This window comes from Luteibacter sp. W1I16, from assembly GCF_050434905.1.
GTDB lineage: Bacteria > Pseudomonadota > Gammaproteobacteria > Xanthomonadales > Rhodanobacteraceae > Luteibacter.
The window spans coordinates 3677154-3692243 of record NZ_JBNDJJ010000001.1; the positions used below are offsets into that span (position 1 = coordinate 3677154).

The 15090-nt window shown below is 65.2% G+C and carries 14 protein-coding genes, 3 tRNA genes and 1 pseudogene; 14 read left to right on the forward strand and 4 right to left on the reverse strand.

Going from position 1 to position 15090, the window contains the following annotated elements:
- Positions 1–8 precede the first annotated feature (8 nt).
- Together mnmA and QFZ41_RS16150 are read right to left on the reverse strand one after the other, a co-directional pair.
- Entirely contained in the window at positions 9–1103 is a 1095-nt protein-coding gene (gene mnmA / locus QFZ41_RS16145; RefSeq protein ID WP_429199674.1) for a tRNA 2-thiouridine(34) synthase MnmA, read from the reverse strand.
- Entirely contained in the window at positions 1100–1588 is a 489-nt protein-coding gene (locus tag QFZ41_RS16150; protein WP_429200274.1) for an NUDIX hydrolase, read from the reverse strand. Before QFZ41_RS16150 ends, mnmA begins: the two co-directional genes overlap by 4 nt.
- A 123-nt stretch (positions 1589–1711) precedes the next feature.
- Between QFZ41_RS16150 and clpS the strand changes: the two genes are divergently transcribed.
- Together clpS and clpA are read left to right on the forward strand one after the other, a co-directional pair.
- The gene (gene clpS, locus QFZ41_RS16155; protein WP_306850467.1) at positions 1712–2044 is read left to right on the forward strand and encodes an ATP-dependent Clp protease adapter ClpS; all 333 of its coding nucleotides are present in this window, start codon (positions 1712–1714) and stop codon (positions 2042–2044) included.
- Between the two features lie 79 nt (positions 2045–2123).
- Positions 2124–4391, forward strand: coding sequence for an ATP-dependent Clp protease ATP-binding subunit ClpA (gene clpA, locus QFZ41_RS16160; protein WP_371023254.1), 2268 nt, complete (start codon positions 2124–2126; stop codon positions 4389–4391).
- Between the two features lie 94 nt (positions 4392–4485).
- Here clpA and infA read toward each other — a convergent pair whose 3' ends face one another.
- Together infA and QFZ41_RS16170 are read right to left on the reverse strand one after the other, a co-directional pair.
- Complete coding sequence (gene infA, locus QFZ41_RS16165; RefSeq protein ID WP_019466733.1) at positions 4486–4704, reverse strand: translation initiation factor IF-1; 219 nt, start codon at positions 4702–4704, stop codon at positions 4486–4488.
- Positions 4705–4787: 83 nt separating this feature from the next.
- On the reverse strand, positions 4788–5063 hold the full coding sequence (locus QFZ41_RS16170; RefSeq protein WP_429199675.1) for a polyhydroxyalkanoic acid system family protein: 276 nt from the start codon (positions 5061–5063) through the stop codon (positions 4788–4790).
- 126 nt (positions 5064–5189) lie between these two features.
- Between QFZ41_RS16170 and QFZ41_RS16175 the strand changes: the two genes are divergently transcribed.
- The 12 genes and pseudogenes from QFZ41_RS16175 to QFZ41_RS16230 form a co-directional block, all read left to right on the forward strand.
- Positions 5190–5957 carry an FHA domain-containing protein gene (locus QFZ41_RS16175; RefSeq protein WP_429199676.1) on the forward strand — a complete coding sequence of 256 codons (768 nt, stop codon included), beginning with the start codon at positions 5190–5192 and terminating at the stop codon, positions 5955–5957.
- A gap of 51 nt (positions 5958–6008) precedes the next feature.
- Complete coding sequence (serC, locus tag QFZ41_RS16180; RefSeq protein ID WP_429199677.1) at positions 6009–7094, forward strand: 3-phosphoserine/phosphohydroxythreonine transaminase; 1086 nt, start codon at positions 6009–6011, stop codon at positions 7092–7094.
- 79 nt (positions 7095–7173) lie between these two features.
- Positions 7174–8283 carry a prephenate dehydratase gene (pheA, locus tag QFZ41_RS16185; RefSeq protein WP_429199678.1) on the forward strand — a complete coding sequence of 370 codons (1110 nt, stop codon included), beginning with the start codon at positions 7174–7176 and terminating at the stop codon, positions 8281–8283.
- Positions 8280–9392, forward strand: a complete 1113-nt coding sequence (gene hisC / locus QFZ41_RS16190) for a histidinol-phosphate transaminase (protein ID WP_429199679.1) — start codon at positions 8280–8282, stop codon at positions 9390–9392. Before pheA ends, hisC begins: the two co-directional genes overlap by 4 nt.
- Positions 9389–10696, forward strand: coding sequence for a 3-phosphoshikimate 1-carboxyvinyltransferase (aroA, locus tag QFZ41_RS16195; protein WP_429199680.1), 1308 nt, complete (start codon positions 9389–9391; stop codon positions 10694–10696). The genes hisC and aroA overlap by 4 nt, the downstream gene beginning before the upstream one ends.
- A gap of 59 nt (positions 10697–10755) precedes the next feature.
- Positions 10756–11547: a 3-deoxy-manno-octulosonate cytidylyltransferase gene (gene kdsB / locus QFZ41_RS16200; RefSeq protein WP_429199681.1), complete on the forward strand. Its 792-nt coding sequence runs from the start codon at positions 10756–10758 to the stop codon at positions 11545–11547.
- A 212-nt stretch (positions 11548–11759) separates the two neighbouring features.
- Complete coding sequence (uvrC, locus tag QFZ41_RS16205) at positions 11760–13583, forward strand: excinuclease ABC subunit UvrC (protein WP_429199682.1); 1824 nt, start codon at positions 11760–11762, stop codon at positions 13581–13583.
- A gap of 48 nt (positions 13584–13631) precedes the next feature.
- The gene (gene pgsA / locus QFZ41_RS16210; protein ID WP_429199683.1) at positions 13632–14246 is read left to right on the forward strand and encodes a CDP-diacylglycerol--glycerol-3-phosphate 3-phosphatidyltransferase; all 615 of its coding nucleotides are present in this window, start codon (positions 13632–13634) and stop codon (positions 14244–14246) included.
- Between the two features lie 38 nt (positions 14247–14284).
- Positions 14285–14360 (forward strand) — tRNA-Gly (locus QFZ41_RS16215).
- 80 nt (positions 14361–14440) lie between these two features.
- Positions 14441–14514 (forward strand) — tRNA-Cys (locus QFZ41_RS16220).
- Positions 14515–14563: 49 nt separating this feature from the next.
- A tRNA-Leu gene (locus QFZ41_RS16225) sits at positions 14564–14650 on the forward strand.
- Positions 14651–14822: 172 nt separating this feature from the next.
- Positions 14823–15077, forward strand: a pseudogene (locus QFZ41_RS16230) (Arm DNA-binding domain-containing protein); the annotation flags it as partial.
- Positions 15078–15090: the final 13 nt, after the last annotated feature.

The following is a 15090-nucleotide window of genomic DNA, read 5'->3' on the forward strand; positions in this document are numbered from 1 at the left end:
GGGCGGGCTCACGCCAGGCCACCGTAGGGCGCGTCGGTCGCGGCGATCACCGCGCCGCCCAGGCAGGCCTCGCCGTCGTACAGGACGACCGATTGTCCGGGCGTCACCGCACGCTGTGGCTCATCGAACGATACATGCAAGGTATCGCCGCGGATCTCCACATGGCAGTCCTGGTCGGACTGGCGATAACGCGTCTTCGCGGTGCAGCGGAACGACAGGGCCGGTGGCTCGCCGGCGACCCAGGTGATGTCGGTGGCGATCAGGCGGTTCGATTGCAGCCACCGGTTCTCGCCTCCCTGCGCGACGATCAGCGCATTGGTGGCGACATCCTTGCCGACGACGTACCAGGGTTCGTTCGGAGCATCCGCGCGACCGCCGATACCCAGGCCGTTGCGTTGGCCGAGGGTGTAGTACATCACGCCCTGGTGCTCACCGATGACCCTGCCGTCGGGATCGACCATCTGGCCGGGCCTGGCCGGCAGGTATTGGGCGAGAAAGGCGCGGAAGTCGCGCTCGCCGATGAAGCAGATGCCGGTGGAGTCCTTCTTCGCATGCGTCGGCAGGGCGGCTTCGCGGGCCATCTCGCGTACCCGCGGCTTCTCGATCTCACCCACCGGGAACAAGGTGGCGGCGAGTTGCTTCTGGCCGAGCGCATGCAGGAAGTAGCTCTGGTCCTTGGCGGCGTCGACGGCACGGAGAAGGCGGTACCGTTCATCGCGGAAGTCGACGCGGGCGTAATGACCCGTCGCGATTTTTTCGGCGCCAAGGGCCTGCGCGTGTTCCAGGAATGTCTTGAACTTGATCTCGCGATTGCAGAGGACGTCCGGATTGGGGGTGCGTCCGGCGGCATATTCGGCCAGGAAATACTCGAACACGCCGTCCCAGTACTCACCCGCGAAGTTCCGCGCGTGGAAAGGGATGCCGAGGCGGCCACATACGGCGACGGCGTCCTTGCGGTCGTCGTCGGTGGTGCAGGGGCCGGAGCGGTCGTCTTCCTCCCAGTTCTGCATGAACATGCCCTCGACCTCGTGCCCCGCCTGCTGGAGCAGGAGGGCCGCGACCGAGGAGTCCACGCCGCCGGAGACGCCGAGGATCACTTTCACCCGGACACCTCCGGCAAGAGGCTCGACACCGTATCCAGGGAAAGCCGCCGGCCATCCAGCCAGGCATCGATCGTCTGCAGGATCAACGGGGTGCGCAGGCGTGCGCCCAGCGCTTCGATTTCGTCGCGACGCAGCCACAGCGCGCGCCGCACCCCCGTATCGAGTGGCCGGCCGGCATCGTGCGAGGTGACATGGCCGGCGAAGGCGAAACGCAGCACTTGCTCCCCGTGCTCGGGATTCACCCATTGCCACGCACCGATGAAGCTGTCGAGGGTGACACCGTAGCCGGTCTCCTCGAGCGTTTCGCGCACGGCCGCCGCCTGCAGGGTCTCGCCCGGATCGAGGTGGCCCGCAGGCTGGTTATAGGCGAGTTCGCCGGCCACCTCCTCCTCGACGATCAGGTACCGGTCGCCGCGCGCGACCACGCAAGCCGCCGTTACCCGGGGGCACCACACGTTTTCGGCGGAAGAAGAAGTCTGCGGCATCGGCTTAATGAGATAGGTGACTCTGGAAAAAGGCATATTGTGCCATTACCTGTGGGAATCGACCCGGAAAGCGGGCCGGATTCCGGTGTATAAACAATTCGCGTATCGAAGGCTCCGAACTGAATGTCCCACGAACACGAACACGATCAGGAAAGTGAGCGCGGGCACGGCCTCGCCATCGAGACCTCCCGCCCAGAAACCGCCAGGCCGCCGCTGTTCCAGGTCGTCCTGCTGAACGACGACTTCACGCCGATGGATTTCGTGATCGAGGTATTGCGCAGTTTCTTCGGCATGGACCAGGAGCGGGCGGTGCAGGTCATGCTTCATGTACACACGCGAGGGAAGGGCGTCTGCGGCGTGTTCACCCGGGAGGTGGCAGAAACGAAGGTGACCCAGGTCAACGAATACTCACGGTCTCATCAGCACCCGCTCTTGTGCACTATGGAAAAGATGTAGCCGATCCCCCATCTGGAGTTCATGCGGCATTGACAAGGGGCTGGTTCCCCGCCGCCCACAGCTATCGGAGACGGTCCGTATGTTCAGCAAGGATCTAGAAGTCACCATCGGGCACTGCTACAAGCAGGCCCGTGAGCAGCGCCACGAATTCATGACCGTGGAGCACCTGCTGCTCGCCCTGACGGAAAACACCTCCGCCCTGGCCGCCCTGCGCGCCTGCGGCGTCGATCTGCCGCGCCTGGCGGCCGATCTCCAGCGGATTATCGCCGAGACGGTACCGGTGCTTCCGGCCGGCGACGAGCGCGATACACAGCCCACGCTGGGCTTCCAGCGCGTGCTCCAGCGAGCGGTCTACCACGTGCAGTCGTCCGGCCGTAAGGAAGTCACCGGCGCCAACGTGCTGGTGGCCATTTTCGGCGAGAAGGACTCCCATGCCGTGTATTTCCTGCACCAGCAGGAAATTACGCGCCTGGACGTGGTCAATTACATCTCGCACGGCATCGCCAAGATCGGCGACGAGTCGGCCGCCGCGGCACCGAACGCCGAGCGTGACGGCGAGGAGGGCGGCGAAGGCAAGGGCAATCCGCTTAACGAATACGCCGCCAACCTGAACGAACTGGCCATCCAGGGCAAGATCGACCCCCTGATCGGTCGCCAGGACGAAGTCGAGCGCACCATCCAGGTGCTTTGCCGCCGCCGCAAGAACAACCCCCTCTACGTGGGTGACGCGGGCGTGGGCAAGACAGCGCTGGCCGAGGGCCTGGCCAAGCGCATCGTCGAGGGTCAGGTACCGGAAGTGCTGGAAGACTGCACCATCTGGTCGCTCGACCTCGGTGCTCTGGTCGCCGGCACCAAGTACCGCGGCGACTTCGAAAAGCGCCTGAAGGCCGTCATCGCCCAGCTGAAGAAGCAGCCGAACGCCATCCTGTTCATCGACGAGATCCACACCATCATCGGTGCCGGTTCGGCGTCGGGCGGCACCATGGACGCCTCCAACCTGATCAAGCCCATGCTGGCGTCGGGCGAGTTGCGTTGCATTGGCTCCACCACGTTCCAGGAGTTCCGCGGCGTTTTCGAGAAGGACCGCGCCCTGGCACGCCGCTTCCAGAAGATCGACGTGGTCGAGCCCACCGTGGCCGACTCGATCGAGATCCTGCGCGGCCTGAAGAGCCGGTTCGAAGAGCATCACTCGGTGGAGTACACCGGTGAGGCGCTGCGTGCGGCCGTGGACCTGTCGGTCAAGCACATCCCGGATCGCCTGCTGCCGGACAAGGCCATCGACGTCATCGACGAGGCCGGTGCCCGCCAGCGCCTGCTGCCGGAGGAAGAGCGTACGGGCAAGATCGACGTGCCCGAGATCGAGTACATCATCGCCAAGATGGCGCGTATCCCGGCCAAGCAGGTCTCGGCCTCGGATCGTGACGTGCTGCGTAACCTCGAGCGCAATCTGAAGATGGTGGTCTTCGGCCAGGACGCGGCCATCGAGGCCCTGGCATCCTCGATCAAGATGGCGCGGTCCGGCCTGGGCGATCCGTCCAAGCCGATCGGCAGCTTCCTGCTCGCGGGTCCCACCGGCGTCGGCAAGACGGAAGTGACCCGTCAGCTCGCCATGCAGCTGGGTATCGAGATGGTCCGCTTCGACATGTCGGAATACATGGAAGCGCATTCGGTGTCGCGCCTGGTCGGTGCGCCTCCGGGCTATGTCGGTTTCGACCAGGGCGGCCTGCTCACCGAGCAGATCACCAAGCATCCGCACTGCGTGCTGCTGCTGGACGAGATCGAGAAGGCCCACCCGGACGTCTACAACATCCTGCTCCAGGTCATGGATCGCGGTGTGCTGACAGATACCAACGGTCGCGAGGCGAACTTCAAGAACGTGATCATCGTGATGACCACGAACGCGGGCGCCCAGCTGGCTTCGCGCCGCGGCATCGGTTTCGTGAAGCAGAACCACGCCCCGGACGCCATGGAGACCATCCGTCGCATGTTCACGCCTGAGTTCCGCAACCGCCTGGACGCGGTGATCCAGTTCAACGCGCTGGATTTCGACCACATCCTGCGTGTGGTGGACAAGTTCCTGATCGAGTTGGAAACGCAGCTGTCGGAGAAGAAGGTGAGCGTGGATGTTTCGCCGGAAGCCCGCCGCTGGTTGGCGGAGCACGGCTTCGACCCGCAGATGGGCGCACGCCCGATGGCCCGCGTGATCCAGGACAAGGTCAAGCGCGCGCTGGCGGACGAACTGCTCTTCGGCAAGCTGGCCGAGGGCGGCAAGGTCACCCTGTCGGTGGAGGGCGACGAGCTGCACGTGGAGACCGAGTCGGCCGAGCCGGCCACGGTTCCCGCGTAAACGAGGGCGGGGTCTTGCGATCCCGCATCAACAAAAAAAGCCGCGGCCATGCCGCGGCTTTTTCATGTCCCGATGAGGCCGGCGCGTGGCGCCTTTACTTCATGCGGTACGTGATGCGTCCCTTGGTCAGGTCGTAGGGGGTCATTTCGACCTTCACCTTGTCGCCTGTGAGGATACGGATGTAATGCTTGCGCATGCGGCCGGAGATATGGGCGGTAATGACGTGCCCGTTCTCGAGCTGCACGCGGAACATGGTGTTGGGCAAGGTCTCCTGGACCGTACCTTCCATTTCGATGACGTCGTCTTTTGCCATGTGTTCCGGGTCGGCGTGAACGGCCGGAATGGCCGCATAAGTCCCTTAGTATGCCATAGCAGGCGGCCCCAGGCCACCCAGCCTCAGCCGAACTGTTCGTCCAGCTTCCGGCGGATCTCGTCCTCGATCGTGCCTCGCAAGGGCGAGAGCAGCATGCCGAGCTCCGCCGTGACGTGAACTTCACTGGGCGTGACCGCGATCGCGCCCTTCACACCCGAGCGGGCGAAGGTAAGCGTATCGCCCTGCCACGTACCCTCGGTGCCGAACTTCTCGCTCATGCGCGCGGCCACCTTGTCGACGACGGCGCGGGCTCCCTCGATGGTCGTCCCGTGGGGCCGGCGGATGTCGATCTTCGCCATCGTGGAATCCTCGTGCGTGAAAGCGGCGAGTTTAACAGCGGTTCCTCCCTGAAGGCAGCGACACCTTTGCGTTCAATCAGATACCGCACTCTGCTAAAGTCGCGTCGTCAACGTCCCGGTTCTTCCATGCGCATCGAATTCGTCAGCTCGGCTCGCGGTGATTTCCATTGGTCACGGCCCGTGCTGACCATCGGCCGTGCGGACGACAACGACCTCGTCGTGTCCGAAGCCCAGGTCGCCGCGCGCCATGTCACCCTGCATCGCGACCGCCGCGGACTGGTGCTGGAAGTCGCCCCTGACACCGGCCGTGTCTACGTCAATGCGCGTCCTGTTCGCGAGCGTGCGCTGCTCCGCCCTGGAGACAGCCTCTCGCTGGGCGATTGCCGCATGCTGATCCGCGACGACGCGGACCTCGAGGCGCGGGAAACCATCGAACCCACCGCATCACGTTGCACCGTGGCGCTGCGGCCCGTGGCCGGGCCGCTTTCGGGACGCGTGGTTCCACTGGGCGACCGCATCGAGCTCGGTGCCAGCCATGGGGCGATGCCGCTCGAATTGCCCGGCAACGACGCGGCCTTGCTGGTCCTTGCATGGGAAGGCGGCGAGCTCGTGCTGGACGCGTCCCGGGTGCCTGCGCGACACGCCGTGCGGGTGAACGGGGTGAAGGTCGTTCGCGCCTCGCTGCAGCCCGGCGACCAGTTGGGCGTCGCCTCGCATCGCTTCATCGTCGATGGGCCCGGTTGGGCCGCGGAGCCGAAGGTGATCATGCCCGAGCCGGAGCCCGAGCCGCTTCCTGAGGATGTCGCGGGTCCGCGTGGCGACGTCTGGTGGCTGATCCTCACCGCGGCGGTGCTCGCTTTGGGCATCGCGCTGGTCTTGTTCGTCCAGTTCTGAGTGGCCTCGCGAACGGCATAATGGCCGTTCCCCACCGGCCGAGAGAATCACGTGAGCAGAGTCTGGAATTTCAGTGCGGGTCCCGCGGCCTTGCCGGAAGCGGTGCTGCGGCGCGCACAGGCGGAAATGCTCGACTGGAATGGGTCGGGCGCCTCCGTGATGGAACTGTCCCACCGCGGCAAGCGCTTCATGGAACTGGCCGCCGACGCCGAACGCCGGCTGCGCGGTCTGTTGTCGGTGCCCGAGGGATACAAGGTGCTGTTTCTGCAAGGCGGCGCGACCCAGCATTTCGCCCAGATTCCGATGAACCTCGCGCCCGAAGGCGGTAGTGCGGACTACATCGTGACCGGCCACTGGAGCGAAAAGGCCGTGCGCGAGGCCTCGCCCTATGTCGAGGCGCGCGTGGCCGGCAGTTCGGCAACGGCGAATTTCCTAGACCTGCCGCCGCGCGACACCTGGACCTTGAACCCTCATGCGGCCTACGTGCATTACACGCCGAACGAAACCATCCAGGGCGTCGAGTTCCACGACGTCCCCGACGTGGGTCAGGTGCCACTGGTCGCCGACATGTCGTCGAACATCCTGTCCGGCCCGCTGGATGTGTCGCGCTTCGGCCTGATCTATGCCGGTGCGCAGAAAAACATCGGGCCGTCGGGCCTGGTGGTGATGATCGTGCGCGACGACTTGCTGGCGCGTCAGGGCCGGCCGATGGCGAAGATCTTCCGCTACGCCGAGCACGCCGCGAACGACTCCATGCTCAACACACCCAACACCTGGGGCTGGTATCTGGCCGGCCTCACCTTCGAATGGCTGGAGCAGCAGGGCGGCCTCGTGGCGATGGGCGAACGGAACACGCGCAAGGCGAAGACTTTGTACGACGCCATCGACGGTTCGGGCGGGTTCTATCGCAGTCCCATCGCGGTGCACGCCCGCTCGCGCATGAACGTGCCATTCACTTTGCACGACGCGTCGCTGGACGCGGCCTTCCTCGCGGAATCGGAAGCGGAAGGTCTGCTCGCTTTGAAGGGCCATAAGGCCGTGGGCGGCATGCGCGCGTCGTTGTACAACGCGGTGCCGCAGGCGGCCGTGGACGCCCTGGTGCAATTCATGCGGGACTTTGCCACGCGGCACGGTTAAAGTCGGAGGTCGCCGCGCTGCAACATGGCATCGCGGCGATAACCGTTTCAATTGCAACCACTTAGCCGCCTGGACGTCCATGAGCAAGACCCCCGCCGACAAGGCCGATAAACAAACCACGCTGACCGAGGCGCGTACGCGCATCGACAGCATCGACCAGCAACTGCAGTCGCTCATCAGCGAACGCGCCCGTTGGGCACAGCAGGTCGGCCGGGCCAAGGGCCCGTTGAAGGCGGCGGTGGAGTATTACCGGCCCGAACGGGAAGCCCAGGTACTTCGTGGCGTCATCGACCGCAACGACGGGCCGCTTCCGAACGCGGAACTGGTGCGCCTGTTCCGCGAGATCATGTCGTCGTGCCTGTCACAGCAGCAGCCCTTGAAGATCGGATTCCTCGGTCCCGAGGGCACATTCAGCGAACAGGCCGTGCGCAAGCATTTCGGCCATGCCGCCTATGGGCTGCCGCTGGGCAGCATCGAGGAAGTGTTCCAGGAAGTGGCCGCCGGCAACGCCGACTTCGGCGTGGTGCCCGTTGAGAACTCGGGGCAGGGCATGATCCAGATGACCCTGGACATGTTCCTGGTGTCCAAGGCCACGATCTGCGGTGAGGTGGAACTGCGTGTCCACCAGAACCTGCTTTCGCTGTCGGGCGAACTGAAGGACGTGAAGCGTGTCTATTCGCATCCGCAATCGTTACAGCAGTGCCAGGGCTGGTTGCGCGTGAACCTGCCGCACGTCGAGCGCGTACCGGTGTCGAGCAACGCCGAAGCCGCGCGCACCGCACGGTTGTCGCCGGAATCGGCCGCCATCGCCGGCGAAACGGCGGGCCGCGTCTATGGGCTGAAGACGGTCGCGGGGCCGATCGAGGACCGTTCCGACAACACCACGCGCTTCCTCGTCATCGGCCGCTCGATCTTTCCGCCCTCGGGCAACGACCGTACCTCGCTGCTGGTATCGGTGCGCGACAAACCCGGCGCGTTGTACGACGTGCTGAGCCCGCTTGCGCATCATGGCATCAGCATGAACCGAATCGAGTCCCGCCCGGCACATACGGGCAAGTGGCAGTACGCGTTCTTCATCGACGTGTCCGGTCATGTGGAGGACGCGGCCTTGCAGGCCGCGCTCGAAGAAATGAAACCTGCCGCCGCCGACGTGCGCGTTCTCGGCTCCTACCCTGTCGCCTTGCCATGACCTCATCATTCGATGCCGCCGCGCTCGCCAACAGGGCGACGTCGGCACTCCGTGCCTACGACCCCGGCCACGACCTTCCCGCGCTGCGCCTGCGTTTCGGTGCCGTGCTTTCCGAACTGGGCTCCAATGAAAATCCGCTGGGGCCGAGCAAGCTCGCCATGCGTGCCGCCACGCACGTGCTGGAGGACATCTGGCGCTATCCTGATCCGCTCGGTGCCTCGCTGAAACAGAAGCTTTCGTCGGAACTCGGCGTGCCGGTTCAGGGCATCACCCTGGGCAACGGCTCGCATGAACTGCTGATGCTGATGGCGCAGTGCTTCGCCGATGCGGAGCACCCTGTGGTGCACTCGCAATACGGTTTCGCGGTGTTTCCCATCGCGGCGGCGGCGGCTGGCGCGCCTTCGATCGCCGTACCCGCGTTGCCGGCGGATCATCCGCACGCACCGTACGGACACGACCTCGACGCCATCGCGTCGGCGGTCACGCCCGATACGCGCCTGGTCTACCTGGCCAATCCGAACAATCCCACGGGTACGTGGTTCACCGATGTCGCGCTTGAAGCATTCCTCGGGAAAATTCCGGAACGAACGCTCGTGGTGATCGACGAGGCGTACCACGAATACGTGGACGCCGAGGGACTGAGCACCGCGTTGCACCTGACCAGCCGTTTCCCGAACCTGGCTGTCACGCGCACGTTCTCCAAGGCCTATGCGCTGGCGGGCTTGCGCATCGGCTACATGCTGAGCCATCCCTCCGTGGCCGCGGTATGCGAACGCTTGCGAGAGTCGTTCAACGTCAACGCCGTGGCCCTCGCCGCGGCGGAAGCGGCGCTCGCCGATCATGAACACCGCGCCCGCGTGCGCGATACGAATCGACGCGATCGTGCATGGCTCGCCGGCGAACTGACGGCAAGAGGCCTGCGCGTGCTGCCGTCGCAGACCAACTTCCTGCTCATGGATCTCGGCCGTGACGCAGCGGCGTTCGAGGCGCACCTGTTCGAGCGCGGCGTAATCGTGCGGCCGATGGCGGGATACCGTTTGCCGCACACGCTGCGGATAAGCATCGGCAGCCGTGGCGAACTTGAACGCCTGCTGGAGAGCCTGCCATGAGTCGCATGGATTGGACGAGCGCCGCAGGAGGGCCGTTGCGCGGCGAGATCGTCGTGCCTGGTGACAAGTCGGTATCGCATCGCGCGCTGATGTTCGGTGCCATCGCCGAGGGTGTGTCGCATATCCGTGGTTTCCTCGAGGGCGAGGACACGCGCGCGACAGCGGCCATCCTCGGCAAACTGGGCGTGCGTTTCGAGACACCCGCACCGGGCGAGCGGATCGTTCACGGCGTCGGCCTGCACGGCTTGCGCGGAACGGCCGATGCGTTGGACTGCGGCAATGCCGGTACCGGCATGCGCCTGCTTGCGGGTCTCCTGGCGGGCCAGGAGTTCGATTCCGTCCTGGTGGGCGATGAGTCTTTGTCGCGCCGGCCCATGCGCCGGGTGACCGACCCCCTCGAAGCAATGGGTGCGTCGATCGAGACGAACGATGGCAAGCCACCGCTGCGTATCCGTGGCGGGACGGGCTTGAAGGGCATCGCTTATGAGCCGCCCGTGGCCAGCGCGCAGATCAAGTCCGCCTTGTTGCTGGCAGGCCTGTACGCCGAGGGCTTTACGGAGGTCGTGGAACCTCATCCGACGCGCGACTACACCGAGAGCATGCTGAAGGCCTTCGGCTGGCCGATCGAGTATTCGCCCGGCCGCGCCCGTCTGGAAGGTGGTCATCTGCTGCGTGCCGTCGATGTCGACGTGCCGGCGGATTTCTCGTCCGCGGCGTTCTTCATCGTCGCCGCTTGCATCGTGCCCGGCTCCGAATTGCGCCTGAAGGCCGTGGGCCTCAATCCACGCCGCACCGGCTTGCTCGCCGCGCTGGAACTCATGGGCGCGGATATCCGCGTGGAGAACGAGCGCAACAGCGGTGGCGAAGACATCGGTGACCTGGTCGTGCGTCATGCGCCCCTGCACGGCGTGGCGTTGCCGCTGGAGATCGTGCCTGACATGATCGATGAATTTCCGGCGCTGTTCGTGGCCGCGGCGGTGGCCGAGGGCATGACGACGATCCGTGGCGCGGCCGAATTGCGAGTGAAGGAATCCGACCGGATCGCCAGCATGGCCCATGGCCTGAAAGCCTGCGGCGTCCTCGTCGACGAACTGCCCGATGGCGCGATCATCCGCGGCGGCACGATCGGTGGCGGCAGCATCGACAGCCACGGCGATCACCGCATCGCCATGAGCTTCGCCATCGCCGGGCTTGTCGCCTCGGCACCCATTGCGATCGGCGATTGCGCCAACGTGGCAACGTCGTTCCCGGGATTCATGGAACTGGCCAATGGCGTGGGCTTCCGTCTGAGCGCCACTGCCTGACGCGTTCCTCCGCTGGCGGGAAGGCGCTACGCTTCGCTTTCCTGTCAGCGGATATCGTCATGGCCGAAAAGATCCCCCCGTTCGTCGTCGTGGTGCCTGCGCGCTTCGGCTCCACCCGGCTGCCGGGCAAGCCGCTGCTCAAGATCTCGGGCGAATCGATGATTCGCCGCGTGGCAGAGCGGGCGGGGCAGGCCGGGGCGGCGCAAGTCGTGGTCGCCACCGACGACGAACGCGTCACCCGCGAACTCAGGGGCTGCGGCGACATCCTCGTCTGCATGACCCGCCCGGACCATGCGTCGGGCAGCGATCGCATCGCCGAGACCGCCTCCCATTTCGGTTGGCCGGACGACACCGTGGTGGTCAACCTGCAAGGTGACGAGCCGTTCGCCCCCGCCGCTGGCATCCGTGCCGTGGTGGCGACGCTGGCGGGCGACGATGCGCCGATGGCGACCCTGACCACGCCGATCGAACACGCCGATGAACTCTTCGACCCGAATATCGTGAAGGTGGTGCGCGGCGGGAATGGCCGCGCCCTGTATTTCACCCGTGCACCGGCCCCCTGGGCCCGGGATGCCTTCGCGGGCGATCGTGGCGTGCTGCCCGCGGGGGTACCGTTCCTGAGGCACATCGGCATCTACGCCTACAGGGCCGGATTCCTGCGGCGTTTGGCGGCCCTGCCGCGTACCCCCCTGGAGCAGGCCGAATCGCTGGAACAACTGAGGGCCCTGGAGCACGGGTACGCCATTTCGGTCAGACCGACGCCTGAGCCGTTCCCGCCGGGCATCGACACCCCGGACGACCTGGTCCGCGCGGAGCGTTGGCTGGCCGGCGGCGGTCAGAGCCGCCTGTAGGGATTCCCCTGCAAGCGGGGCCGGGATTGCCCTAGGCGCCCTATCGGGCTTCGCCGGGCGCGCCGGATAGGGCGACGACGTAACCTATCCCTGTCGCCACACTCACCCCCTGAAGGACAGGCGACGCTCCCACGGAAGGTCCTCGCCGGCATGGCCCATCACCATGTCGGCGTTTTCGCGTCCGCCGCTCGCCGACGCGGTAAAATGGCGGGATGGAGCACACCGAGTCGCATCCGTTCGACGGCAAGGCCTTCGTCCGCCACCTCACCACCTCGCCCGGCGTCTACCGCTATTTCGACGCGGAGGACGAGCTGCTTTACGTCGGCAAGGCGGCCAACCTCAAGAAGCGCGTCGGCAATTATTTCCTGAAGCCGCCGATGGATCCGCGCATCGCCTCGATGGTGTCGCAGATCGCCCGCGCGGAGGTCACCCTCACGCGCACGGCCGGCGAGGCATTGTTGCTTGAATCGCAACTGATCAAGTCGCTCAAGCCGCGATACAACATCGTCCTGCGCGACGACAAGAGCTACCCCTACATCTACCTGTCGGGCGGCGAGGACTACCCACGCCTGGCCTTCCACCGTGGCGCCAAGGCCGGCCCGGGGCGTTACTTCGGTCCCTATCCGAGCACCTTCGCCGTTCGTGAAAGCCTCGGCCTGATGCAGAAGCTGTTCAAGGTGCGGCAATGTGAGGACAGTTATTTCAGGAACCGTTCGCGCCCCTGCCTGCAGCACCAGATCGGTCGTTGCAGTGCGCCGTGCGTGCGTCTGATCGAGGTCGAGGACTACAAGAACGATGTCCGCCACGCGGAGATGTTCCTCGAAGGCCGCAGCAGCGCCGTGATCGACGAACTCGCCGTCGCGATGGAAGATGCCTCGAAGGCGCTGAATTTCGAGCGCGCCGCCACGTTGCGTGACCAGGTGGCGGCTCTGCGCCGGCTGCAGGCTCAGCATTTCGTGCAGGGTGCCAGTGCGGACATGGACGTGATCGCCTGCTGCATGGAAGGTGGCATGGCCTGCGTGAGCGTGATGTTCTTCCGCAATGGCGTGAGCCTGGGCTCGCGCGATTTCTTCCCGAGGCTGCCGACCGACGCGTCCCTGTCGGACGTGCTTTCGCAGTTCATCGCCCAGTACTACCTGGAGCGCCAGGTGCCACGTGAGCTGGTGCTGAGCGATCCGGTGGAAGACGCGGATGTGCTGGCATCGGTCCTGTCGGATCACGCGGGGTACACCGTGTCGCTCAAGCCGAGCGTCCGCGGCGAACGCGCGCGCTTCCTGGAAATGGCCCAGCGCAACGCCAGCGCGGCCCTTACGTCGCGGCTTGCCAGCCGCCATACGTTGCTGGCGCGTTTCGACGACCTGCAGAAAGTGCTCGCCCTGGACACGACGCCGCGGCGCATCGAGTGCTTCGACATCAGCCACACACGCGGTGAATTGACCGTCGCCTCATGCGTGGTTTTCGGTCCTGAGGGGCCGGAGAAGTCGCACTACCGGCGCTTCAACATCACCGGCATCACGCCGGGCGACGACTACGCGGCGATGCATCAGGCCTTGACCCGCCGGTTCAGGAAAGTCGTGGAGGGCGGCGTCAAGCCCGACATCCTTCTGATCGACGGCGGTACCGGACAGGTGGCGCAGGCGGTGGACGTCCTGCGCGAACTGGGTGTCGGTGGCATCCGCGTGGTCGGTGTCGCCAAGGGGCCCGGCCGGCGCGCCGGGGAGGAGACCCTGGTGCTTGCCGAGAGCGGCAAGACCCTGCACCCCGGCACGGCGTCGCCCGCGCTTCACCTCGTGGCGGCGGTGCGTGACGAAGCGCACCGTTTCGCCATCAGTGGACACCGCCGGCGGCGCGAAGCCGCACGCGAGCGGAGTACCCTCGAGGACGTGGCGGGCGTGGGTGCGCGCCGTCGCGCAGCCCTTCTCAAGGCCTTCGGCGGGTTGGCGGGCGTGGAAGCCGCCGGCGTCGAGGAACTGATGAGCGTGAAGGGGATTGATCGCGGCCTCGCCGAACGCATCTATGCCATGCTGCATCCTTGATTGAACCAGGGCGAGCCCACGTGGCACGTCTCCCGTACCGGCCGACCTATGCGAATCAATCTCCCCACCTGGCTGACCCTGTTCCGCGTGCTGCTGCTGCCGGTGATGGTCATCGTCTACTACCTGCCGTTCCGCGGCGCGAACCTCACGGCGGCCCTCGTCTTCGTGCTGGCCGCCTTCACGGACTGGCTGGACGGCTACCTGGCGCGGCGCCTGAACCTCACGTCCGCCTTCGGCGCCTTCCTCGACCCGGTGGCCGACAAGTTGATGGTGGCGGTCACGTTGTTTCTCCTGGTTCAGTCCCACCCCGGTGGCTGGCAGGGAATATTGATGGCGGTGACCGCCTCGGTCATCGTCGGGCGCGAGATCAGCGTATCGGCCCTGCGCGAGTGGATGGCCCAGATCGGCGCGCGTTCCAAGGTGAAGGTCGCCTTCCTGGGCAAGCTGAAGACCGCCATGCAGATGGCCGCCCTGGTGGTGCTCCTGCTCCAGCACGACGCCGAGACCCTGCGCCTGTACCACATAGGCGAAGCCCTGCTGGTGATCGCTGGCGTGCTGACCATCTGGTCGGGCCTGGACTACCTGCGCGCCGCATGGCCCAGTTTGCGCGGGGATTCAGACGAGGTGAAAAAAAGTGAAAAAAATACGGTGCAAGGTGGTTGACACATTTCCCATCTGATCTAAAATAGCCGGACAACGACGCGGGAATAGCTCAGTTGGTAGAGCACGACCTTGCCAAGGTCGGGGTCGCGAGTTCGAGTCTCGTTTCCCGCTCCAAGTAATTCCACAAAACCTCGGACATCCGGGGTTTTGTTTTTTAAGCGCTACGCGGATACTCTTCGCGCTGCGCAAGCGATGGCCGGGTGGCAGAGTGGTCATGCAGCGGACTGCAAATCCGCGTACGCCGGTTCGATTCCGACCTCGGCCTCCATCGCATTCCAAGGCGCACCCGCTGACGCGGAGGCGCCTTTTTTCTTTCCGCCCGGATGGCGAAACCGGTAGACGCAAGGGACTTAAAATCCCTCATCCGAAAGGGTATGTGGGTTCGAGTCCCACTCCGGGCACCAGAGACGCTTCCAAGGGCGTCCATGCAAGTCCATCTAGGTCCACTAAGTCGGCGCAAATGCTAGGTTTTAGGTGCATTGCGGTCCACCTGCGTCCACCAGCATCCAGTCAAGCATGTGAGTAAGCACGTGAGTAAAGTTCGCGAATCTCGACTTCGCTCCCGGCGTTACTCACATGGCAGCTTTGACTGATACGAAACTTCGTTCGCTTAAGCCGCGTCCGTCCGTCTACCGCGTAGCGGACATGCTGGGCTTGTGCATTGAAGTAAGGCCCACCGGTTTTAAAGCCTGGCGCTTCCGATACCGTTTCGGTGGGAAGGGCAGGATGATCGACCTCGGTAGTTACCCTCAGATGTCTCTGCAAGACGCCAGGAGGGGCCGAGATAAACAGCGAGACATTCTCGCCAGGGGCGACGATCCTGCGGACGTTAGGCGGCAGGAGA

Excerpts from the sequence above, each read along its gene's own strand:
- QFZ41_RS16150 (WP_429200274.1), bottom strand. The coding sequence starts at position 1,588 with ATGCCGCAGACTTCTTCTTCCGCCGAAAACGTGTGGTGCCCCCGGGTA.
- clpS (WP_306850467.1), top strand. The coding sequence starts at position 1,712 with ATGTCCCACGAACACGAACACGATCAGGAAAGTGAGCGCGGGCACGGC.
- clpA (WP_371023254.1), top strand. The coding sequence starts at position 2,124 with ATGTTCAGCAAGGATCTAGAAGTCACCATCGGGCACTGCTACAAGCAG.
- infA (WP_019466733.1), bottom strand. The coding sequence starts at position 4,704 with ATGGCAAAAGACGACGTCATCGAAATGGAAGGTACGGTCCAGGAGACC.
- QFZ41_RS16170 (WP_429199675.1), bottom strand. The coding sequence starts at position 5,063 with ATGGCGAAGATCGACATCCGCCGGCCCCACGGGACGACCATCGAGGGA.
- QFZ41_RS16175 (WP_429199676.1), top strand. The coding sequence starts at position 5,190 with ATGCGCATCGAATTCGTCAGCTCGGCTCGCGGTGATTTCCATTGGTCA.
- pheA (WP_429199678.1), top strand. The coding sequence starts at position 7,174 with ATGAGCAAGACCCCCGCCGACAAGGCCGATAAACAAACCACGCTGACC.
- hisC (WP_429199679.1), top strand. The coding sequence starts at position 8,280 with ATGACCTCATCATTCGATGCCGCCGCGCTCGCCAACAGGGCGACGTCG.
- aroA (WP_429199680.1), top strand. The coding sequence starts at position 9,389 with ATGAGTCGCATGGATTGGACGAGCGCCGCAGGAGGGCCGTTGCGCGGC.
- kdsB (WP_429199681.1), top strand. The coding sequence starts at position 10,756 with ATGGCCGAAAAGATCCCCCCGTTCGTCGTCGTGGTGCCTGCGCGCTTC.
- uvrC (WP_429199682.1), top strand. The coding sequence starts at position 11,760 with ATGGAGCACACCGAGTCGCATCCGTTCGACGGCAAGGCCTTCGTCCGC.
- pgsA (WP_429199683.1), top strand. The coding sequence starts at position 13,632 with ATGCGAATCAATCTCCCCACCTGGCTGACCCTGTTCCGCGTGCTGCTG.